General features: G+C 64.6%; 17 protein-coding genes. 8 read left to right on the forward strand and 9 right to left on the reverse strand.

What is annotated here, in order from left to right; all coding sequences use genetic code 11:
* The first annotated feature begins 3 nt into the window (after positions 1-3).
* The 5 genes from AC1Q7Q_RS11985 to AC1Q7Q_RS12005 all read left to right on the forward strand — a co-directional run bounded on the left by AC1Q7Q_RS11985 (position 4) and on the right by AC1Q7Q_RS12005 (position 7,402).
* Positions 4-945: an isochorismatase gene (locus AC1Q7Q_RS11985; RefSeq protein WP_492372513.1), complete on the forward strand. Its 942-nt coding sequence runs from the start codon at positions 4-6 to the stop codon at positions 943-945.
* 53 nt (positions 946-998) lie between these two features.
* A complete protein-coding gene (locus AC1Q7Q_RS11990) occupies positions 999-1,283 on the forward strand; it encodes a DUF2218 domain-containing protein (RefSeq protein ID WP_492372512.1) in 285 nt (94 codons plus the stop codon).
* 75 nt (positions 1,284-1,358) lie between these two features.
* Positions 1,359-5,213, forward strand: coding sequence for an amino acid adenylation domain-containing protein (locus AC1Q7Q_RS11995; protein WP_492372511.1), 3,855 nt, complete (start codon positions 1,359-1,361; stop codon positions 5,211-5,213).
* Positions 5,214-5,268: 55 nt separating this feature from the next.
* Positions 5,269-6,060: a 2,3-dihydro-2,3-dihydroxybenzoate dehydrogenase gene (locus AC1Q7Q_RS12000; protein WP_492372510.1), complete on the forward strand. Its 792-nt coding sequence runs from the start codon at positions 5,269-5,271 to the stop codon at positions 6,058-6,060.
* Between the two features lie 46 nt (positions 6,061-6,106).
* Complete coding sequence (locus tag AC1Q7Q_RS12005) at positions 6,107-7,402, forward strand: MFS transporter (protein ID WP_492372509.1); 1,296 nt, start codon at positions 6,107-6,109, stop codon at positions 7,400-7,402.
* Between the two features lie 185 nt (positions 7,403-7,587).
* On the opposite strand, the gene AC1Q7Q_RS12010 is transcribed toward AC1Q7Q_RS12005, so the two are convergent.
* A complete protein-coding gene (locus AC1Q7Q_RS12010; protein WP_492372508.1) occupies positions 7,588-7,827 on the reverse strand; it encodes a hypothetical protein in 240 nt (79 codons plus the stop codon).
* Positions 7,828-7,944: 117 nt separating this feature from the next.
* Positions 7,945-8,955: a CBASS cGAMP-activated phospholipase gene (locus AC1Q7Q_RS12015; protein WP_492372507.1), complete on the reverse strand. Its 1,011-nt coding sequence runs from the start codon at positions 8,953-8,955 to the stop codon at positions 7,945-7,947.
* Positions 8,956-9,270: 315 nt separating this feature from the next.
* Here AC1Q7Q_RS12015 and AC1Q7Q_RS12020 point away from each other — a divergent pair, with 315 nt between their 5' ends.
* On the forward strand, positions 9,271-9,582 hold the full coding sequence (locus AC1Q7Q_RS12020; RefSeq protein ID WP_492372506.1) for a helix-turn-helix domain-containing protein: 312 nt from the start codon (positions 9,271-9,273) through the stop codon (positions 9,580-9,582).
* 414 nt (positions 9,583-9,996) lie between these two features.
* On the opposite strand, the gene AC1Q7Q_RS12025 is transcribed toward AC1Q7Q_RS12020, so the two are convergent.
* Positions 9,997-11,289 carry an MFS transporter gene (locus AC1Q7Q_RS12025; protein WP_492372533.1) on the reverse strand — a complete coding sequence of 431 codons (1,293 nt, stop codon included), beginning with the start codon at positions 11,287-11,289 and terminating at the stop codon, positions 9,997-9,999.
* Between the two features lie 175 nt (positions 11,290-11,464).
* On the reverse strand, positions 11,465-12,238 hold the full coding sequence (locus AC1Q7Q_RS12030; RefSeq protein WP_492372532.1) for a putative hydro-lyase: 774 nt from the start codon (positions 12,236-12,238) through the stop codon (positions 11,465-11,467).
* A 238-nt stretch (positions 12,239-12,476) separates the two neighbouring features.
* Between AC1Q7Q_RS12030 and AC1Q7Q_RS12035 the strand changes: the two genes are divergently transcribed.
* On the forward strand, positions 12,477-13,409 hold the full coding sequence (locus AC1Q7Q_RS12035; RefSeq protein ID WP_492372505.1) for a LysR family transcriptional regulator: 933 nt from the start codon (positions 12,477-12,479) through the stop codon (positions 13,407-13,409).
* An 82-nt stretch (positions 13,410-13,491) separates the two neighbouring features.
* Here the strand turns inward: AC1Q7Q_RS12035 and AC1Q7Q_RS12040 are convergent, their stop codons facing one another.
* From AC1Q7Q_RS12040 to AC1Q7Q_RS12055, 4 genes are all read right to left on the reverse strand, one after another.
* Positions 13,492-15,666, reverse strand: coding sequence for a PQQ-dependent dehydrogenase, methanol/ethanol family (locus tag AC1Q7Q_RS12040; protein ID WP_492387170.1), 2,175 nt, complete (start codon positions 15,664-15,666; stop codon positions 13,492-13,494).
* Between the two features lie 28 nt (positions 15,667-15,694).
* A complete protein-coding gene (locus AC1Q7Q_RS12045) occupies positions 15,695-16,600 on the reverse strand; it encodes a transporter (protein ID WP_492372504.1) in 906 nt (301 codons plus the stop codon).
* Between the two features lie 85 nt (positions 16,601-16,685).
* Positions 16,686-18,104 carry an aldehyde dehydrogenase family protein gene (locus AC1Q7Q_RS12050; RefSeq protein WP_492372503.1) on the reverse strand — a complete coding sequence of 473 codons (1,419 nt, stop codon included), beginning with the start codon at positions 18,102-18,104 and terminating at the stop codon, positions 16,686-16,688.
* A 299-nt stretch (positions 18,105-18,403) separates the two neighbouring features.
* On the reverse strand, positions 18,404-20,305 hold the full coding sequence (locus AC1Q7Q_RS12055; protein ID WP_492372502.1) for a sigma-54-dependent Fis family transcriptional regulator: 1,902 nt from the start codon (positions 20,303-20,305) through the stop codon (positions 18,404-18,406).
* Positions 20,306-20,717: 412 nt separating this feature from the next.
* Here AC1Q7Q_RS12055 and AC1Q7Q_RS12060 point away from each other — a divergent pair, with 412 nt between their 5' ends.
* Positions 20,718-20,924: a DUF6494 family protein gene (locus tag AC1Q7Q_RS12060; protein ID WP_416048726.1), complete on the forward strand. Its 207-nt coding sequence runs from the start codon at positions 20,718-20,720 to the stop codon at positions 20,922-20,924.
* Positions 20,925-21,074: 150 nt separating this feature from the next.
* Here the strand turns inward: AC1Q7Q_RS12060 and AC1Q7Q_RS12065 are convergent, their stop codons facing one another.
* Positions 21,075-21,968 carry a substrate-binding periplasmic protein gene (locus AC1Q7Q_RS12065; RefSeq protein ID WP_492372501.1) on the reverse strand — a complete coding sequence of 298 codons (894 nt, stop codon included), beginning with the start codon at positions 21,966-21,968 and terminating at the stop codon, positions 21,075-21,077.
* Positions 21,969-22,006 lie beyond the last annotated feature (38 nt).

Below are 22,006 nucleotides of genomic sequence, written 5' to 3' on the forward strand. Positions count from 1 at the left end.
ACGGTGAATGAACAGCTTATAACGCGTCATTCATCGCATCAGGTAAACACTCTTATCGTTGATATGGCAATCCCAAAGATCTCCTCTTACACCATGCCTGCGGATTTTCCTGCCAATCGGGTGGCATGGCGTTTCGACGTCAGCCGCGCGGCTTTGCTGGTGCACGACATGCAGGACTATTTCCTGGATTTCTATGACCGTCAGGCGGCTCCCATTCCTGATCTGCTGGCGCACACACGGCGCCTGATCGATATCGCGCACGCCACCGGCATGCCGGTGTATTACACCGCGCAACTGCCGCAGCAGACGGCAACCGAACGAGGCCTGCTGACTGACATGTGGGGCCCGGGATTGACGGCGCAACCAACCCGCAGCGCCATTTGCCCGAGCCTGGCCCCCGCGCCTGGCGATCATATTCTCGACAAATGGCGCTACAGCGCGTTTCAGCGTTCAGAACTCGAATCCATGCTGCGCCATCAACAAAAGGACCAGCTTGCCATTTGCGGCGTCTATGCGCACATCGGCTGCTTGATGACAGCCTGCGAGGCGTTCATGAGAGACATCCAGCCGTTCTTTGTCGCCGATGCGCTGGCCGATTTTTCACCGGAGGCGCACCGTATGGCGCTTGACTATGTGGCGCAGCGCTGCGGCAAGGTCGTGCGCACGGAAGAACTGGCCGCCGGAGTCGCCGCGCGTGGCTTCGTCAAGCCGCCGTCGCTCGCCGCGCTGACGGCACAGGTCGCGCGCAGCCTGCAGATAGCGGAAACGGAACTACAGCCGCAAGACAACCTGATGGACTGGGGACTGGACTCGGTGCGCATCATGGCCTGGGTCGAGGAATTGCGCCAGGCTGGCGCGGACGTCAGCTTCGTGCAATTGGCGCAGGAGCCGACGCTCGCCGCCTGGTGGCGATTGCTGCAAGGCGCCACCCACACGCGCGCATGAAGCGAGTGTTCCTATACACGTAACGCCCAATCTCACGAGCGAACGAGAACGCCATGCTTGTCAGTACCGCCGCAATCGCCTTGGCGCAAGCCGACAGAATCCTGTTCAAGATGTGCAAGCACTACGCCATCAAGGTGAGAGTCAAGTTTGACGAGAAGGCCGCCGCCATCGATTTTCCGTATGGCAGATGCCATATAACGCGCACGGATGACGTACTGAGCATGCGTTGCGAAGCCGAGTCAGCGGAAAAGCTGGAGAAGATTCAGGACGTCATGGACGAACATCTGGCGCTCATGGCACGCAACAAGCAACTCGTGATCGACTGGCAGCGTGCTTGATCCCCTGCCCGCTCTCTTCGCCGTCTATGCATTTCTCCCGTGGGACGCCACCTCATGCTGCAAACAAGTCAACGCATGCACACTACCTCCGCGCAATACGGCATCTGGGTAGCACAACAAGTCGATACCCACGATCCTGGCTATCTAACGGCGGAAACGATCGAACTCGGCGGCACCCTGGACATGGCTGCGTTCATGGCCAGCGTGCAAGAGGTGCTTGACCACTGCGATGCGCTGCACATGCGTTTCGAGTGGGATGACGACATCCTGTGGCAACGCCGCCAGCCGGCCTGCACGCAAGTGCCGCTGGTGGATTTCGGCGCGCAGGCCGATCCGGTGCGGGCTGCACAGGACTGGATGCAGACCTCCCTGTCCATCTGTTGCGACGTGACGTCGGACGCCTTGTATCGCACGGCGCTGTTCAGGCTCTCGGCGCAATGCCATTGGTGGTATTTGCAGGTACACCACATCGCACTCGACGGTTTCGGCTACAGCCTGATCCAGCAGGCCGTGGCTGCCCGCTACAACGCCCGCGTAACGCGCGCGCCCCTGCCGCCGTTGCCCGATTGGAAGCTGGACAACGTCGTGGCCGCGCAAGCGCATTACAGGCAAACAGGCAAGTTCGACATCGACCGGGCATTTTGGCGTGAACACCTGCGTGAGGTGCCCTCTGCCGCACGATTGGCACCAGAGCAAGACTTCGGCAACACGGCGATCCGCCATACGTTGTTGCTGGATCCGGCGCACGTCAAGGTCTTGCGCGCCGCCGCCGAAGCCGCTCGGGCCGATTGGGCCGCATGGATACTCACGGCCATCGGCATGTGGCTCGGCAAGCAGGCAGGCCAGCGGCACCTGACGTTCGGCCTGCCGGTACTGAACCGGCTAGGCACGCCAGCGCTGAGTGTGCCGTGCATGGCGATGAATATCGTGCCGCTGAGCGCGCATGTGCGCGCCGAGGCGTCGCTGCAGGCGCTGGTGGCCGAAACTGTCGGCAGGCTGCGCGCGATCAAACCCCATCTGTACTATCGCTACGGATGGATACGCGGCGACCTGGGACTGCTGGAGAGCAACAAGTTCCTGTTCAACCAGGCCGTCAACCTGATGCCGTTCGATCGGCAGGTAGCCTTCGCTCATCTGTCCAGCGAAACGCGCCCCGTGAGCGGGGGGCCCGTCAAGGACTTGAACGTGACGCTGGCCGTGCGCAACGGCGCATGGCACGTGACACTGGAAGCCAATCCCAACGCCTATGACGTGACGCGGCTGACGGCGCTGGCCGGCAGTCTGTCCGAGTGGCTCTTTGCGCTGGCCAGCCACGCGCCCGATGCGCCCCTGGCGCCGTTGCTGGGCGATATGCCGTCGCTGTCGATCTGCCGGGGCGAGCCGCTGGCCAAGCCGGCACTCGACGTGATCGCGTTGCTGCAACGAATGGCGGCGCGCTACCCCAACCAGATCGCCATCGAATCGAACGGCGCTCGCCTGGACTACCAAAGCCTCCTGAAACAGGTCGAGGCGTTGGCTGCCGCGTTAGCGCAGCGCGGCATGAGCGAGCACTGCCGGATCGCGGTACTGGCACCGCGCTCGCCGGCCGCTATCGTCGCGATGCTGGCTGTCCTGTGGGTGGGCGCGGTATTCGTGCCGCTGGATCCCGAGGGGCCCGCGCAGCGCACGGCGAGCATCCTGGCCAACGCGGCGCCCGACTTGGTGCTGACGCGTATGCCGTGGCAAGGGCTGGCCGGATCGCTGCCCGTGCTGGATCTGGATCAGGCCGGCGTCGTGATCGACGGCCCCGCGCGTTGCTGTTCGCCGCAACCGCAACATCCGGCGTATCTGCTATACACGTCGGGCTCCACCGGCGAGCCCAATGGCGTGCTGGTCGGGCGCGGGGCGCTCGCGCATTTTGTGGCCAGCACCCGTGCGGTGTACGGCATCGAGCCGGCGGACCGGGTGTTGCAGTTCGCTCCGCTGCATTTCGACACCAGTCTTGAAGAGATCCTCATCACGCTTTGCCACGGCGCTACGCTAGTCATGCGCGACGATGCGATGCTCGATTCGGTGACGGTGTTCGCCGCGTCGGTGAAACGCCTCGGCATCACCGTACTCGATCTGCCCACCGCGTACTGGCATGTGCTGGCGCATGCCCTGGATCCAGACACGGCACGTAAGCTGGATCGCCTGCGCCTGACCATCATTGGCGGCGAAGCCGCCCTGCCCGAGCGGGTAGCGCGCTGGCGAGACCTGCTGCCCGGACAGGTGCTGCTGAACACCTACGGCCCGACCGAAACCACCATCATCGCGACCACCGCGCGGCTGTGCGGTCCGCAAGCCGCATGGGAGCCCGGCGATGCCGTGCCTATCGGCTTGCCTCGTCCCGGCGTCGAAGCGCGCATCGTGGACGATCGCCTGTATCCCGTGGCGGCAGGCGTGCCGGGCGAACTCGTGTTGAGCGGCGACGCGCTGGCGCTGCATTATCTGCACGACCCACAACTCACGGCAGCGCGCTTTGTCCGCTTGCCCGATTGCGGCCAGCGCGCCTATCGCACCGGCGATCTGGCGCAACTGCAAGGCGGGCAACTGCGCTTTCTGGGACGCATGGATCATCAGGTCAAGATCAGCGGACTGCGCATCGATCCGCTGGAAATAGAAAACCTGCTGCTCGGCGCACCCGCTGTGCGCGAAGCGGCCGTGGTGCCAGTGCAGCGCGGGCCTGGCATATGCACGCTGGCAGCGTTCGTGGCGGGCACGGGCGACGTGCAGGCGCTGCGGGCGATGCTGGCCCAGTCATTGCCAGCGCCCGCGGTTCCGGACGCCTGGCATGTGCTCGAGCAATTGCCGCGCAACCCCAACGGCAAGACGGATCGCAAGGCCCTGTTGGCCCACGCCGCAGGCCGGATCGCGGACACGGATCTCGATGCGGACGGCGCGGGTGCGCTCGAGCGGCAGGTGATGCGGATCTGGCGTCAGGTGCTGGGCGACGTGCCGTTGACAACAGCATCGAATTTCTTCGATCTGGGCGGCAAGTCGTTGCAGGCGATGCAGACGGCCAGCCAGCTCGCGCTGGAGCTGCGCCGGGACGTGCCGGTGTCCATGCTGTTTCGCCACGGGACGGTGCAGGCGCTTGCCGACGCGCTGGCGGCGCCGCAGGCTTACCGGCCACAGGCCTTGCACGATGCCTTTGCGCCGTTGCTTCCCATCCAGACCGGCTCGTCCGCCGCCCCGGCGCTCTTCTGCCTGCATCCGGCCGACGGGCTCGCCTGGAGTTATCTGCGTTTGGCGCGCCACCTGCCCGATATGACGGTGCATGGCCTGCAGATGTCGATGGCGCAAACGCTGGAGGCGCAAGACTTCGACGCGTTGGTCGAGGGCTACATGCAGCGTGTGCGTGCGTTGCAGTCTGACGGGCCATACCACCTGCTGGGATGGTCTCTGGGCGGCGCGCTGGCCCATGCCGTCGCCGCCAGGCTAGCGCGGCAGGGCCACGCGATTGGCTTGCTGGCGCTAATGGACAGCTATCCCGCCTCGGCCTGGGCGGGGCACCCGCAGCCTATCCTGCGCGACGCGTTGCAGATACTGCTCACCGTCAACGGCGATTTCGATACGGGAGGACTGGCGGACGAAACGCTGCGTCAGCGGCTGTTGCGCACGAATAGCCCGTTCGCCGCGCTGGGCCGGTCCGGGCTCGACGCGTTCGCGCGGCAGACGCTGCGCCAGATGCAGTTGTTCCGCGCGAGCCAGACGCCATCGTATGACGGTGATTTTCTGCTCTTCCGGGCCTCCCTTAGTCCCGGCCACTTACCTGGCCCCGACAGCTGGCGGCCGCATCTGCGGCCAGGCCGCTTGCAATGCGTCGTGCTCGACTGCTCGCACGACGGCATGTCCGACCCAGCGCCCATGGCCGCCATCGGCGCAACGCTGGCTGCGCGCCTGGCATAGCCGGGCCGGCCGGCGACAGCTGCCGCATCCCCTCGTTCTACAGGAGTTTTATCGCATGGATAGCACCATCTCCGATTTCCCGGAATCCGTTGCCGTGGTAAGCGGCGCGGCCCAAGGCATAGGCGCGGCCGTGGTTCGCGCGCTCTGCGCGCGCGGCGTGACCGTCGCCGCGCTCGACATCCAGGCGGAAGTGCTGGAACAACTAGCGGCCGACGGTGCCGCAGCCGGGTATCGGATTCATCCTGTTAGGCTAGATATCGCCGATGGCGCCGCCGTGCGCGCTGCGGTGGATCGCATCGACGCGCAGATCGGCCCGATCGGCATGCTGGCCAACGTGGCGGGCATTTTGCCCGTCGCGAGCGTCGACGTCCTGCGCGACGAAGACTGGCACCGCAGCTTTGCCGTCAACATGCACGGCGTGTTCCACTTGTCGCGTGCAGTGGCGCAACGGATGATGCCGCGCCGAGCGGGCAGCATCGTCACGGTTGGCTCGAACGCGGCGTTCGTGCCACGCATGCAGATGGCAGCCTATGCGGCATCCAAGGCGGCTGCGCATCAGTTCACCAGATGTCTTGGCCTGGAGCTCGCCGAGCACGGCATTCGCTGCAACATCGTCGCGCCCGGCTCGACCGACACCCGGATGCAGCGCCAACTATGGACGGATAGGAACAGCAAGGAAGGCGTCATTGCGGGTTCGTTGCCCGCATATCGCACGGGCATCCCGCTGGGCCGCATTGCAGATCCCGAAGACATCGCGTCAGCCGTGCTGTTCCTGCTATCGAACGCATCTCGGCACGTCACGCTGCACAGTTTGTGCGTGGACGGCGGCGCCACGTTGGGCGTGTGACTCCAGCCGAATCTCGTCAGCGCCCCAGTCACTCAATCAAAACGTAGTGACTGACTTCGCTTGTTATCGCTCCCCCACCAGTACCTCTCCCTTCAGGACCGCCATGTCCACCAAATCTACCCAGACAACGTCCGCAGCCACTCTGCCCGTCGCAGAGTTGATGCCGCTATTGATCACCAATCTCACGACCATGGGCGGCAGCTACGCCTTTATCGCCGTGGCGGGCCCGATGGCCCGCCTGATGCATCTGCAGGCCTGGCATGTCGGCGCCATCATCGGCATGGTCGGTCTGGTTTGGATCGTAACCGCCCGCCTCTGGGGCCGAGCCGTGGATGCACGGGGCCGTGTGCCAGTGCTTCGCATGGCGATCGTCGGCTTCACCGTCTCCTACGTACTGTTGGCGTGTTACGTCTGGTGGGCACTGCAAGGTGGTACGCATCACGTTCCTGCCATGGGCTTGAATATTGCGGCGCTACTGCTCACGCGCGCGGCGATGGGTGGCTTCTTTGCCGGCCTGCCCGTAGCGGCCACCGCCTGGATCGCCGACCACACCGCAGCCGAGTCACGGGCTGCCGCCATAGCACGATTTGGCGCAGCTGGCGCCATTGGCATGGTATTCGCTCCGCCCTTGGCGGGTTGGATTGGTCAATACAACCTATCCGTTGCGCTGCTCGTCTTTGCGCTGCTCCCGCTCGCCGGACTGCCATGGTTGGGGCGCCTGCAAGACACGCACAAACCACAAGCTCTGCGCGCTCCGCAACGCCTGAAGATCACCGACATGCGCATCCGCCTGCCGTGGCTGAGTTCCTTTACGCTGTTCAGCGTCATCATGATGGCCAACAGCTCGCTGGGCTTTTTCGTTATCGACCGCCTGGACGTCCCGGCCCACCAAGCGGCCGCCGTTGCAGGCTATGCCCTGGGCTGCGCGGGGCTGGCCTTGATCCTGATGCAAGCGATTGTTGGCAGGCTGCCGCATGTCGCGCCCCAGCAATGGCTGCGATGGGGTGCATTGGCAGGTGCGGCGGGCTTTGCATCCGTCTTGCTGGTCGGACCAACGCAGCCGATGGCCGTGTGCCTGAGCTATTCCGTGGCCGCTCTGGGCATGGGCGCCGCGCTCCCGGCAGTTGCCGCGCTGGCTAGCAATGCTGTCTGCGCTTCCGAGCAAGGCGCTTGCGCCGGAGCCATGTCCGCTGCGCAAGGCTTAAGCATGGTGGTAGCGCCGCTACTCGGCACGGTGCTCTATGACCTGCTGCCGCACGCACCTTTTGCGTTGATCAGCATCCTGTTGCTGGTGCTGTTCGGCGCGACCTGGCGAGGCACACAGGAACATGTCGCGGCATGACGCTTGTCGCGTCCTGGTTCATTTCAGCAAGTGTGATTCCTCGCGCGTCGACAGCATGTCCATGGCAAGCCAGAATCTTTTTGAAATGGCCTCTAAATGGCGAGCATGAGCGGCGTTGCGATGGATCTCTCCATCAAGCAATCGCATGACCATCGCGCAAACGCCTTGCGCGACTCAGAATGCCCTCAGACGACAGACAGCGGCGAAGGCGCCAGATCGAGCATGATACGAAGCTCGACGTTGTCCGGATTGCGCGGCTGCCAAACGCGACCGATGACCACAAAGATGATTGGCTGTCCTGGGAACTGAATCAGGTCGCCGATCACGGGTGTTATCGCGCCGGTGTGGGGAGTCAGATCCAAGTCGATGTCTCTTGCCGCGGCTTGCGCGGCTAGGGTGAACTCAAGGGTGATCGTGAGTTTCATATGGACCCGTTCGTGGTTGAGAATATTGGATCATTGGATGCTTCCATTCTTCCACATTGCGCTGGCCCGCTCCTGCGCCACCGCGACCTGCTTGCGCGGCGCATGCGCTTTGCCGGCCTAGCTCTTCTGATTGGTATGTTCGCCGTAGTAGAACATTGCCGAGCGGGCTGTGTGAGTTAGGAAGGATCGGCAGTCTTCGTCTCCGATGCAGATCTTGGAGCGTTCCGTCGCGGCGCCAAGCAATACCTCCTTCGCCGCGCTGTCGGCCCGATCAAGGGCGACGGCCCGTGCGCGCTGGTCGGTGAGATCGTCATCGACAAGGAAATAGCGCTTTGAGAGCAGATGCGAAAGCATGAAGTCACTCAGTGCCTCCTGTACCGATATCGACAGGCCAAACACTCTCTTCGGCATGTTTGCCGGATTAACGCCTCCCCAGTCATATGTCCCACCCTCTCGGTTTCGACGTGGGTTGACGGTGAATTTCGATGACATGGTACCGACCGCCATCACGTGAATGCGGTCTGTCGGTTGCCCCATGGACGACTGCGCTTCGTGGACCGCGAGCATGCCCGGCGCATTGGCGTACAGACCGCCGTCAACATATTGATTGTTGTTGAACGTATATCGTGGAAAGTATGCGGGCGCCGCGCTAGTCGCCATGGCGACATCTACCAGCCGGCATTTATGATCTCGCTTGAAATCCGGATGATGCGGCGTCTTGAAGATCTGCGGCCTGCCTGTCGAGTAATTGATCACCGGTATGATGACCGGATGCCTGCATGCTCCGAGGACTTGATCACCAAATATCATCTTGTCACGAAGCAGCGACTGCAAAGGTGCGGAAGAAAATGGTGCGCGCCAGATTCCCGCCAGAGACCAGCGCCGCTTGAAGATCAATCCCCCATGACTGGCGAGAAGTTCGACAATGCGCTGCGCAGGGATTTCCATCGCAATGGCCAATGCCAGGATGCCACCGATCGATGTGCCCGTGACAAGATCGAACCGAGTGGCGATTGGCGCGCCAATCTCTTCTTCGAAGTCAGCTAGCAATTTGGCCGTATAAAGGCCTCGGAAGCCTCCGCCTGACAGCGCCAGGATCTGAAACCGTCCGGAGTCTGCATTTGTCATTCGGGACCTCCTCGCCGGAATTTCGATGACACGTCTTTATCCCGTTGCGTCGCTGTGCAGCAAGAAGCATGATAATCACTTGTCGAAGCAGTTGTCAGCATTCAGAAATGCAGCCTGACGCTGGCGCCGCGCATGCAGATGGTCAACGAGGGCATGCAAGCCTAGGCCGGGGGGCGCAACAGATCAACCAAGCCCTGATAGGCATATTACGACTGCTATAGCAAGCTTATCGACGTGTATCTTGACATGCCCCCTGGATGCCGGACCATACGATATGATCGCCTTTCCGGGCGCAATGACACAAAAGCATACGTTATGCCTGCTATTCGAAGCACATCGACAGGCGATGAAATCGCTGCTGAAATCGGTGCCCGCCTGCGCTCCAAGCGCATAGAACGCAACGTCACGATCGAGGACCTGGCGAAACGCGCCGGGGTCGGCCGGACCGCTCTGGGCGACCTGGAGGCCGGACGGGATGTGCGCGTATCCACACTGGTAAAGGTGATGCGAGCGCTGAGCATGATCGGCAGCCTGGACGCAGCCTTCCCGGATACCTTGCCACCAAGCGAAGCGCTGTCTGCGCGAGGCGAAGTCCGCAAGCGCGCCTACAAGCCCAAGGAACGATAGTTTGGTGACGCAAGGGAAGCCGCGCTCGCCGCGGCGCGCCCGTCCGGTACAAGGCGTTCCCGCGAGCGCCCATGTCCTCATGCGCGGTCAGACCGTTGGCGCCGTTATAGTGGGGCGCAACATGGAGCCTGCCACCGGCCTATGACCTGACGTTCTCCGCAGGTGCGGGTTATGTGTTCAACGGCCGGGCGGCGCTGGCCCGGCTCTGGAAAGTGGCACCGAAGGAGATTGAGGCGCGCGCCGGGCGCCCGCGCATGTTTACACTCTGCGCGCGTAAGTGCAACCGTTGCCAAAGCGGCCCTGGTGCAAACCGGAGGGACGTACACGACGGTCGTGTCGCCGCGGGAGACCCGCTTCATCCACGGCGACACCTCACACCAGCTCAAGAGCGCCAGAGCGGCAGTAGCCGGGGACTTACATGCCAGCAGCTTCGAGCTCGCGGCCACGGGTTTCCGGCAGCGTCAGCGCGGCAATGATGAGCACGCCATAGGCCGCCGCGGCGAAGATGCCGATGCTGGCGCCGAGTCCATATTGCTTGGACAGCGCGCCGATCAGGAAGGGAAAGAGTGCGCCGACAGCCCGGCCGAAGTTGTAGCAAAAGCCCTGGCCGGAGCCACGCACCCGCGTCGGGAACAGTTCGGTCAGGAACGCGCCCATGCCGCTGAAAATGCCCGAAGCGAAGAACCCGAGCGGGAAGCCCAGCCAGAACATGGCGCCGTTGCTCAACGGCAGCATCGTGTAGCCAAAGGCAACCGTCATCGAACCCACCGCGAAGAGAATGAAGTTCGGCTTGCGGCCAAGCCTGTCGGTCAGATAGGAACTGACGAGGTAGCCGATCCACGAGCCGAAGATGATCATGGCCAGGTATCCCCCCGTCCCCATCACCGTCAGGTGACGCTCGGTCTTCAGGTACGTCGGCAGCCAGGTCGTGATCGCGTAGTACCCGCCTTGTGCGCCGGTCGCCAGCAGCGCCGCGCGCACCGTCGTCGACAGCAGCTTCGGGCTGAAGATCTCCGTGAAACGGGGACGATCGCTCGCCTTGCCTTGCGCCGCCTTCTCTTTTTCGTAGACGTCCGGCTCCTTCACGTAGCGGCGGATGACCACCACCAGCAGCGCCGGAAGCAGGCCGATGAGGAACAGCGCGCGCCACGCCAGTTCGGCCGGCAAGACCGAGAACAGCACGGAGTACAGGATGGCCGTCAGACCCCAGCCAATCGCCCAGCCCGATTGCACCAGGCCGACGGCCTTGCCGCGATCCTTGGCGCGGATCACCTCCCCGATCAGCACGGCGCCGGCGGTCCATTCGCCGCCGAAGCCGAAGCCCATCAGTGCGCGCGCGGCCAGCAGTTGCTCGTAGTTCTGCGCCAGCCCGCACAGGCCGGTAAAGACCGCGAACCACACCACCGTCAATTGCAGCGTCCGCACCCGGCCGATGCGGTCCGACAGGATGCCGGCGGCCCAGCCGCCCAGTGCCGAAGCCAGCAAGGTGAGCGTACCGATGAAGCCGGCGTCGGCCAGGCTGATACCCCAGGTGGCGACCAGCGTCGGAATGACGAAGGAGAGCATCTGCGTATCCATGCCGTCGAGCATATAGCCGACCTTGCAGCTCCAGAAGGCGCGCTTCTGGCGAGACGATGCATCGCCGTACCAGGAGAACAGGTTGCCGCCGGCGTCGACAGACGCCGTTGGTGCAACGGAGGAAACCATTGCGGGATTGGGGGGGGGCGCCGCCGCGGGGGTCTTGTTGTCCATGAAACGCTCCTGGGCGCGTGGGTTGAACGGTCTTTCGCGCGGCTACCGGGGCCGGCCCATTGCCCATCGCCCATCGATGGATGAACGCAGCCCTCGGACTCGCGCGGATCTTTCGTTGGCCGCCGGTGGACTAGAACACGGCAAGCGAGGCGTTCTTGATATCGGTCACCAACATGTGGCCGGGCTTGTGCGCGATCGCCAGCGGCAACCTCGCGGCCATGATCGCGGTCTGGGGTGTGACGCCGCAGGCCCAGTAGACCGGCAGCTCTCCCGGCTTGATCGTGACGGGATCGCCGAACTCCGGCTTGGCCAGGTCTTCGATCCCCAACTCGTGCGGGTCGCCGATGTGGATTGGCGCTCCATGGACGGCAGGGAAACGGCTGGTGATCTGCACGGCGCGAATCGCCTCGGCACCGCGCATGGGCCGCATCGACACCACCAGCTCGCCACCGAAAACGCCCGCGCGCCGGTTCGCGATCCTGGTGCGGTACATCGGCACGTTGCGGCCTTGCTCGACATGCCGCAAGGGGATGCCTTCCTGCGCCAGCATGTGCTCGAACGAGAACGAGCAGCCGATGGCGAACACCACGAAGTCGCTCTGCCACAGGTCGGCCAGCGATTCGCTCTCTTCGGCCAACCGCCCGTCGCGATAGATGTTGTAAGCCGGCACATCGTTGCGGATATCCACCTCGCGCCCGAGTACCGGCACATGCCATTGTCCCGGTTCACCGACGCCCAGCAACGGACACGGCTTCGGATTGGCCTGGCAGAAGCGCAGGAAATCGCTAGCGTACGCCGACGGCAGGATGGCCAGGTTGGCCTGGGCGTAGTCGCCGCAATAGCCTGCGGTGGGGCCACGGAACTGCCCGCTGCGCACGGTCCGGCGAAAGTCGAAAGGCATCAGGTCTTCGGGCATCTGCGTTCTCATGGCGTTATGACATCGTCGTGGTTGCCTTGAACGATAGAGAGTAAAATTTTTTATCGCCAACGACTTTTTGTTGGCACCTATGTATAGAATTTCTTAACAACCTTACGGGTTTCCCCCTACCCGCACCGAGCTGGTGCCAAACCGGGATTAACGCCAACTGTCGGGATATCCCAAGCAATTTGGCGCCTTCTGCACCGATTCACTCCACAGCCGGATGAATACGCGATTCCTCGAAACCTTCGTCACGCTAGCCAAATTGCACAGCTTTCGTGCAACGGCAGCCGCGCTGCATGCGACGCCAGCTGCCATTTCCCAACGGATAAAGGCACTGGAAGATGAGCTGCAAACCGCGCTGGTCGACCGGGAGAGCCGCGAATTTCGATTGACACCCAATGGCGAGTACCTGCTCGGGTACGCAAAGGGAGTGGTAGAGGCCGCACGGCGGCTGCAGGCCGCCGCCTCTGGCGACAGCAAGATCCGCGGGCGCCTGCGCCTGGGCGTGATCGAGACCGTGGTGCACAGCTGGCTGCCGAACTACATGCGACGGCTCGCCGCGGACTACCCACAGCTGGAAGTCGAACTGACCGCCGACGTGAGCGTGGTGCTCCAGCGCAGGCTGATTGCCGACGAGCTCGATCTCATCATTCGCGTCGAAGGCAGTGACGAAAGCAACGTGGTGTGCAATGCGCTCGCCAACTATCCCGTGCACTGGGTGGCGCGCGCAGGCTTGCTGTCGCACACGCGCGGCTCGCTTGCCAGGCAGGTGCTGCAACATCCCATCCTGACGTTCGGCCGGGGGACCGCGCCGCATCGCGCGCTGGAGGACATCGTGTCCAAACTCGCGGGAGCCCACGGTGTGCCGCTTTCGGAAACCCGCATTACCGGGTCGCCGTCGATTGCCGTGATCGTGCAGCTCGTGCGCGATGGTTTCGGCGTGGCCGCGATTCCGCGCCTGTTCGTCGACAAGCTGATCGAGAGCGGCGAAGTCGTGGAGTTGCCGCTGCAGCCCGCGCCTCCGTCCATCGTGGTGTCGATGTCGCGGCGTGCCGACGCGCCGCTATTCGTGCACGGCGCAGCCACCTCGGCACGCGCAGCCTGCGCGGAATACTGCCGCAACAGCAACAGGCGGCTGGTTGAGCCGCTGTGACGGCACGTTGGCCAGCGCCCAGAGGCAGCCGACGGCCTTGCGGCTGGCGGCCTTCCCTGGTGCTTTCGCGCCCCGATTCAGCTCAGGGCTTCTTTGGCCGTACTGCGTCTGCCGTACCCTGGATGAAAGCCTGAATCTTCTCCACGTCCTGCGCGGTCAGCTTGCCGGTGAAATCCGGCATGCCCTGCTGCACGAAGGGACCGTTGAACACGATCTTGCCCAGGTTCTCGATCAGGCCGGACCCGACGTAAGCCAGATTGGGGATATTGCCGCCCTTGTCCACCCCCGGCACGCCATGACAGAACACGCAGTTGTTGACGTACAGCTTCTGCCCTTCCTGCACATGGGCGGGGTTGTACTTGACGCCGGACAACAACTCGGCCATCGGATATGCTGCCGCTTCGGCGGCCTTGGCCTTGCCGCCCACGGCAAACGTGTAGACCGTGCCGGGTGCCTTGCGGTCGGTGGCGCGTGCGCTCAGGCCGAACACGCCACCCCACCCTACCGCAATCGACACGTACTGCTTGCCGTCGACCAGGTAGGTGACCGGCGGGGCCACGACCCCCGTACCGACCGGCGCCTCCCATAGCTTTTCGCCATTAGCCGCGTTATAGGCGATGAAGCGGCCGTCCGCGGTGCCCTGGAACACCAGGTTGCCGGCCGTGGTCAGCGTGCCGCCGTTCCACGGCCCCGCATAGTCCTGGTGCCAGACCGCCTTCTGCGCGATCGGGTCCCATGCGATCAGCCTGCCAAACGGCTTGCTCGTCGGTGGCTCGGCATTGACCAGCATGCCGAGATTCCATCCTACCCCGCTGTGCGCTTCCTGAGAGTCCTTCTGGTTGCGCGCCCACGCCTTGTCGTCCGCCAGGGTCAGGGGCACGTGCTGCGCCGGAATATAGGCCAGGCCGGTGCGCGGGTTGAACGACATGGCATGCCAGTTGTGCGCGCCGAACGGGCCAGGCACCACGTCGACCGGCTTGAGGCTGGTATTGGCAAGCGGACTCTCGACCGGCCGCCCATCCTTGTCGTAGCCCGTGGCCCAGTTCACGTCGACGAAGTTCTTCGCCGAGATGAACTTGCCGTTGGTGCGGTCGATCACGAAGAAGAAGCCGTTCTTTGGCGCGTGCAGGATCACCTTGCGCGGCTGGCCGTCGATCTTGAGGTCGGCCAGGATGATGTCCTGCGTCGAGGTGTAGTCGGAATTGTCGCCCGGCGTTTCCTGGTAGTGCCAGACGTATTCGCCGGTATCGGGATTGAGCGCCACCACCGAGGCCAGGTAGAGATTGTCGCCGCCGCCGGGGCTGCGCAGCTTGCGGCTCCAGGGCGCACCGTTGCCGGTGCCGATATACATCAGGTTCAGCTCGGGGTCGAAGGCCATGGTGTTCCACACGGTGCCGCCGCCGCCATTGAGCCAGTATTTGCCGCTCGGGTCCCAGGTGCCGGCCGCGCGGGCCATGGCCTCGTTCTCGAACGGCTTGGCGGGGTCTCCCGGCACCGTGAACCAGCGCCACCGCTGCGCACCGGTCTCGGCGTCGTAGGCGGTGATGTAGCCGCGCGCGCCGTACTCCGCCCCACCGTTGCCGATGATGACCTTGCCCTTGTACACGCGCGGCGCGCCCGTGATGGTGTAGGAGAACTTGTGATCCACCACGGTGTCCTGCTCCCACGCCTTCTTGCCGGTCGCGGCGTCGATGGCCACCAGCCGGCCGTCGAAGGCACCGACGAAGACCTTGCCCTTGTAGACCGCCACGCCGCGGTTCACCACGTCGCAGCAACCCTTGTAGCCGAGATTGCGCGGCACCTTGGGATCGTAGGTCCAGAGCCGCTTGCCGGTGCGCGCGTCGATGGCATGGACGACGCTCCACGGCGCCGTCACATACATCACGCCATCGACCACCAGCGGCGTGGCCTCGACCCCGCGCGTCGATTCCAGGTCATAGGACCAGGCCAGGCCCAGCTGCGCGGCGTTGCCGGTGTTGACCTGGTCGAGCTGGCTGAAACGCGTTTCCGCGTAGTCCAGCCCGTAGGAAGGCCAGTTGGCGGTGCCGCGCTCATTGGCGCGGATCGCCGCGCCGTCGATACCTGCGGTGATGGCACGCACCTTTTGCACAGTGAGTGCCCTGGCGGGCGCGGCGTCGGCGCCGAGCGCCGCGCCCGCCGGTGATGCCAGCGCAACCGCCGCGAACGTTCCCAGCCACAGCGCGGCTGCCCTGTCCTGCTTGCTCTTGCTCCTGCTCCTGCTCCTGCTTCTTCTCATCATGGTCTGCTTTCCTTGTCAGGTCCGGTCAAAATACTTTGAGCACGCGAAGATTGAAACGGCTGCCTTCCATCGGCCCGTTGCGCACCGAGATGTCCTGCCCATAGGTGCCCAGCACCTGTACGGTCGGCGTCGGGAACCACGCCATCCCCAGTGAAAACTTGGAACTATTGGTGTTGTCGTTGCGGGAGACGCCGTTCACCTTGCTTTCGCCGCCGGCCGTGTAGGACAGCCCGCCGCGGATGTCGAAGGTGTCGGTGACGTTGTAGCGCAGCCAGCCCTGGCCCTGGAACAGCGGGGCTTGCTTCAGGGTGGCCGAGGCCGCGCCAAACTTGTTGTTGTCGCCATAGAAGGTCACGTCGGCGATCAGGTCGAGGGTGAACTTGCCGACCAGGGGCGTGATGTAGCCCGCCTGCAAGGCAAACTTCCAGCGGTTCTCGCCAAGGTTGAGTGCCCGTTCCTTGTCGTAGCTGCCAACCGGCACGTAGAGGAACGGCGTCATGCCGAAGTACCGCTTCTGCTGCGGCTGGTTGACCAGCCATACGGTCGCGGCCAGGATCGGATCGCCCATGCCGCCACTGCTGCCGAGCCCGCTCAGCTGGTCGCGCCCGCGCAGGTTGCCGAACGGCAGCAGGATCTGCGGGTCGACGGTAAAACCGGCGATGTCCATGAAATGCACATAGCGCGCGATGCCGATATCCGAGTTCAGGTTGCCGCCGGCCACCTGCCTGCCGCTGGCGTAGACCTTGTCACGCTCCGCGTGCTGGTAGTAAAGCATGCCCAGGTTGGTGCCCGCCGGCAGCGCGGTATAGTCGCCGGCGTCCACGTCGATGGCGTGCGCGGGCGCTGCCGCCAGCAGCAGGGCCGCGATGACGCTGCCATGGCGCAGGGCCGAACGCGTCCTCCGGCGCATGGCCGGTCCTTGTTGTTGCATGTCTCCTCCATTTTTTGTTGTGTGCCCATGCCGCGGCACAGCCAGAGGGCCGTGCCGGGTCTGACGGGCAGGATGCCGCAGGCGCTCAGGCTGCCTGCTGGCGCGCGATATTGATCACGCTCAGTTGCGCATATTCGGCCAGGCCCTCGGCGGCGAACTCCACGCCCACGCCGGACTCCTTGGCGCCCACCAGGGGGATGTGCGGGCCGAAATGCAGGTGATGGTTGACCCACGCAGTGCCCACGTCGAGCCGCTGCGCCACGGCATAGGCACGCGCCTGGTCGGACGACCAGACCGAGCCACCCAGGCCGTAGGGCGAGCCGTTTACGCGCGCCACGGCATCGTCCAGGTCTTCGTACCTGAGCACCGGCAGGATCGGCGCGAACTGTTCCTCGGCAACCAGCGCATTGGTGTCGGGCAGGTCGCGCACGATGGTGGGCGCGATAAAGTAGCCATCGCCCTTGAGCGCGGCGCCACCGGCCAGCACCTTGCCGTCGCGCCGGGCCGCGGCCAGGAAGCGGCCGGCCTTGTCGAACTGCATGGCGTTCTGCAACGGCCCGAGGGTCACGCCGGGCTCGGCGCCGTTGCCAACCACGGCCTGCCTGGCCAGTTCGGCCAGCGCATCGCAAAGCGCGTCATGGATGGAGGCATGCACGTACAGGCGCTTGAGCGCCAGGCATACCTGCCCGCAGTTGTAGAAGGCGCTGCCGAAGATCCTGGGCGCGATTTGCGCCACGTCGGCGTCGTCGAGCACGATCGCACCGTCGTTGCCGCCAAGCTCCAGCGTGATGCGCTTGAGGCGGGGCCCGGCGCTTTCCATCACTTTCTTGCCCGTCGCGGTGGAGCCGGTAAACGAGACCTTGGCCACGTCGGGATGCGACGTCAGCAGGCCGCCCAGATCGTTGAGATCGGTGATCACGTTGAGCACGCCTGCTGGGAAGATGCCGTTGGCGATGGCGCCGAGCTGCAGCGAAGCCAGCGGCGTGGTCGGCGCGGGCTTGAGCACCACGGTATTGCCCATCAGCAGCGCGGGCGCGATCTTGTAGGCGGCGATCAGCACCGGGAAATTCCACGCGGCAATGGCGGCGACCACGCCCAGCGGCTTATGATGGACTTCGATGCGATGGGTCGCATCGTCCTGCACCACCGATACCGGCAGCTCCATGCCGGCGATATGGCGCACGAACGCCAGCGCGAACTGCAGCTCCTGGCGTGCCTCGGCCAGCGGCTTGCCCTGCTCCAGCACCAGCGACGCGGAAAGGTCTTCCGCGTTGGCCGCCATTTCGTCAGCGAAGCGCAGCAGCAAGGCCCGGCGCGCTGGCAGGCCGAGCGCCGCCCAGGCCGGCTGGGCCGCCTTGGCCGCCGCCACCGCCGCGTGCGCATCGCGCTCGGTCGCGCGGGATACCGTATTGAACACCTTGCCCGTGGCGGGATTGATCACGTCCAGCAGGGCCCCGCCCTCGACCAGCTTGCCACCGATCACCAGTGCTGCATTGCTTGGCATATTGTCTGTCTCCTTTGTCTGTGCAGGCAGCGCTCATGCGCTCGTACTGCTAATTGCAAAGGCCGTGCCCAGCACACCGTGTGTGCGCTCGCCTGCCGCCGAATCCACGCCATCCAGCGCGTTGCGGCCGTTCCCCAAGCCGGATGGGCCCAGGTGTGCGTGCAAGCGGCGCCGTATTGCTGTCTCAAACTGCGCCGGTGTCTCGACACAACTGAGACATGCAGGGAAAAGAAAAAGCCCCCGATAACCGCGCACGCGATCATCGGGGGCCCTGAGAGAGGATGCTAGTCCGGCTGCGATCAGCCGGGGTTGTGGCGCGCCAGCTTGCGATACAGGGTGGCGCGCGAGATGCCCAGCGCGCGCGCAGCCTGCGAGCGATTGCCACTGAGCTGAGCCAGGGTCCTGTGGATCAGCTCGTTCTGCACATCCGCCATGACGGTGGAGTGGCCAAGGGCTGGCCGCGCCTCCAGCGCCGGTGTGCCGGCCGCCGCCGCCACCCAGCAGTCGTCGAAATGCTCGCGCCGCACGATTTCGCTATCGCCGGACAATGCAATGGCTGCGCGCAGCACCTGGTGGAGTTCGCGTACATTGCCGGGCCAGTGGTGCGACACGACCAGGGCCATGGCATCGGCGTCGAGCCACTTGGACCGCCCGCGCGCGAGCGACTGCAGCACGGACGCCACCAGCTCGGGCATGTCCGTGCGCTCGCGCAGGGCAGGCATGCGCACCGACATGCCATTCAGGCGGTAGAACAAGTCCTCCCGGAAGGTGCCCTCGCGCACCAGGTCGGGAAGATGGCGGTGGGTCGCGCAGATCACGGAGATATCGACCGGCACCGGCTTGCTGCTGCCGATCCGGGTCAGGCTGCGCTCCTGCAGCACGCTCAGCAGCCGGGTCTGCAGCGCCAGCGGCATATCGCCGATCTCATCGAGGAAGAGCGTGCCATGATTTGCCTGTTCTATCTTGCCCGCGCTGCCGCCCTTGCGGCTGCCAGTAAATGCACCGTCGGCATAGCCGAACAGTTCGGCTTCGGCCAGGCTTTCGGGAATCGCCGAGCAGTTGAGCGAGACGAAGGCTTCGCCCGGCCGGCTGGCCTCGTGCAGGGCGCGCGCCAGCATGCTCTTGCCGGTACCGGTCTCGCCCAGCACGATCACCGGCACCTGCTCGCGGATCACGGTCACGGCCTTCTCGACGGTGCGGGACAGCGCCGCATCGGCAATCACGCATGACCCGTTGTCGGCCGGCTTGGCGCCATCGCTGCCATGCTGCTGACGCCCGCGCCTGGGCGCCGTTGGCTGGTCAAGCGAAACAAAGAAGCGCTCGCCGCCGAGCGCGCTCAGCGATCCATGGCTGGATACCACCGTGCCATGCAGACCGCTGGCGAAGACCTGGCGCAACTCAGTACCGGCACCGCCAGCGCCGCGCAGTTTCAGCATCTGCCGCGCGGCACGGTTGGCGGCCACAATCACGTCATCGCCCGAGATCGCGACAACGCCCTCGGCCGGCGTGTGCAGCATGCGATGGTCATGATGCAGATGCAGGATGCGGCAGCCATGCAGCCTGGCGTACAGCCGGTTCTCGATCGACATGGCGGCCGACTGCACGAGGCTGAGCGCGTAGCTGGGCAGGTCCACGCCGAAACCGGTGATGTCGATCACGCCGATCAGCTGGTCGTGGCAGTCGTAGATCGGCGCCGCCGCGCATACCACGTCGACAGGCTCATTGAGATAATGCTCGCCGCGCCGAATCTCCACCGCCCCGCCGCCTTCGATCAGCACGCAGGCCGGCGCGTTGGTGCCGAGCGAACTCTCGCATACGCGCTTGCCGCCCCGGAGCACGGCCGCGGCAGCCGGGCCAATCCCGGCACGGGCGCCCGCGTTGGAGCTGACGATCATGCCGTCGGCGTTGGTGCAGAACACGAGCCAGTGCTGCGCGGGAAACGCGCGCGCCAGAATCTCAATGTCCTCGCCGGAGGCCTCGATCAGCACCCGATGTTCATCCTCGATCCATTGCAGCTGCGTGCGCGAGACAGCGATGCTGAACAGCGCCTGATCCTCGGGCCGCATGCCAGCGTTAGAGGCGCGTTGCCAGCTCCTGGCAATCAGGTCGGATACGGTCCCGGGAGGAATGCGCTTCCCGTCGAAAAAATTCCGTCTCGCAAGCTGCACGTCTGTTGCCGGGCCAATCGATGCATGCCTCATTCAGTCGTCTCCGTACGGTCTTGTTCTGATGGCGCTAACTGCCGCTGCTGCCGCGGCGGGGGGCGCGCGCTGGAGAGGAACTGTAAGTGAGGCACCCCCCGTTTTCAAGCGCATGACGGTGCGGAACATGGTTTTCACCTAGCGCGCAAGCACGAGGCCGGCTCCCCGCCCACGAAACGAGCGGCACACCGTCTCAATTTGAGACAGTGCCGGCCAATGCCGGCCAATTTTGCCAGGAACACTACAGGTACGGCCGGCACCACTAGACCCGCTTTGCCAGCCGCCGTTGCGCCAGGCAGTCGCCATTTTTGACGTGGCCTCCTGGTTGGCCACGCAGGCCGGATCCACTTCAGGCAGCAAAAATGCATCCCAGCGCCTAGTCTTTCCTTGTGGCAGCAGCCAGGAGAGCGCAATGAACGAAGAAACCTTCAACCTCAGCATCCGCAAGTTCCTCAAAGTCGTCGGCGTGAGCTCGCAGCGGGAAATCGAGCTGGCGGTGTCCAAGGCGATCGCCGCCGGCACCATCACCGGAACCGAACGCTTCCCGGTCGTGGTCACGCTGGAACTGGCCGCCTTGCAGGTCAAGGTCCAGTTCGACGGCGAGATTCAGCTCGAGTGAAGTCGCTTGCCAATGCACTGGCGCCACCATCAGTTGGATGATCCCGCTCGACGGGCGAAGCCCATGCGTTGATGTCGATGGCCGTTGAGTGAGCGAACTGCGATCCACCATGCAGATCGCGGTCAATGCCGATACTACGGCTGGAGAACCTCACGGCGTTTGCAGCGACACCCCGTACTGCGCGAAGATCTGCTGCAGCTCGCCGCTGCGGCGGATCGCGTCCAGCGCGTTCTGCAGTGACTCGGCGAGTTCGCTCTCGTGCGCCTTGACCGCCATGCCAATGGCCCAGCCGCGCGCCGGCAGCAGCGGCGAGGCAACGTCCACCGCGGCGAAACGCGCGGCGGACTGGCCGGCCGCCTTGAGCGCGCTTTCGTATTGCGAGCGCGTGACCATTGCCGCAGCAATCTCGCCGGCAAACAGCGCGCGCAGCGTTTCGTCTGGCCCGGCATAGATCTTCACCTTGTCGCGCAGCGCGCCCTGCGCTCCGGACAACAGGGCATTGGCACCGGCGGAGCCCGCTTCCGCGCCGGTAGGCTGCCCGGCCAGATCCCCTAGCTGGCGGACCTCGGGGACGCGCTCACGGTCGTGTACCAGCACGAACATCTCGCGGTGATAGGGCGCAAAGATCAGCGCCTTGTCGTTCGCGCGCATGAACGCACGGTCCACCGGCACATGCAGCATCACATCCGCCGGGCCATAGCCCAGGTAATGGCCACGCCAGACCATGTTGCGCAGGTCGTCGGACATGTTCTCGTCAGCGTCAAACGGCAGCAGCGACACCGCCAGCCCCATCTGCTTGCTCAGGGCCTTCGCCAGCGCCACGTCGATGCCCGGCAACGGGTTGCCCGCTGCCGTGGAGAATGGCGGCAGGCTCTTATAGACGGCCACCTTCAAGGTCCCGCTCTGGCGGATCTTGGCCATATCGGCCAGCGACGGCTGGGCGCAGGCGAGCGCGGCAACCGCCAGCAGTGCGCCGGCCAGGCGACGGGGGCCAGCCGGGACTGGCATGGAGGGAGCGAGGCCGCGGAAAGAGCTGGCGCGCATGGGAGGTCTCCTGTTTTTTTGATCTTTGTGGTTGTGAA

It is taken from the genome of Cupriavidus sp. GW823-FHT07A04 (genome assembly GCF_058794615.1).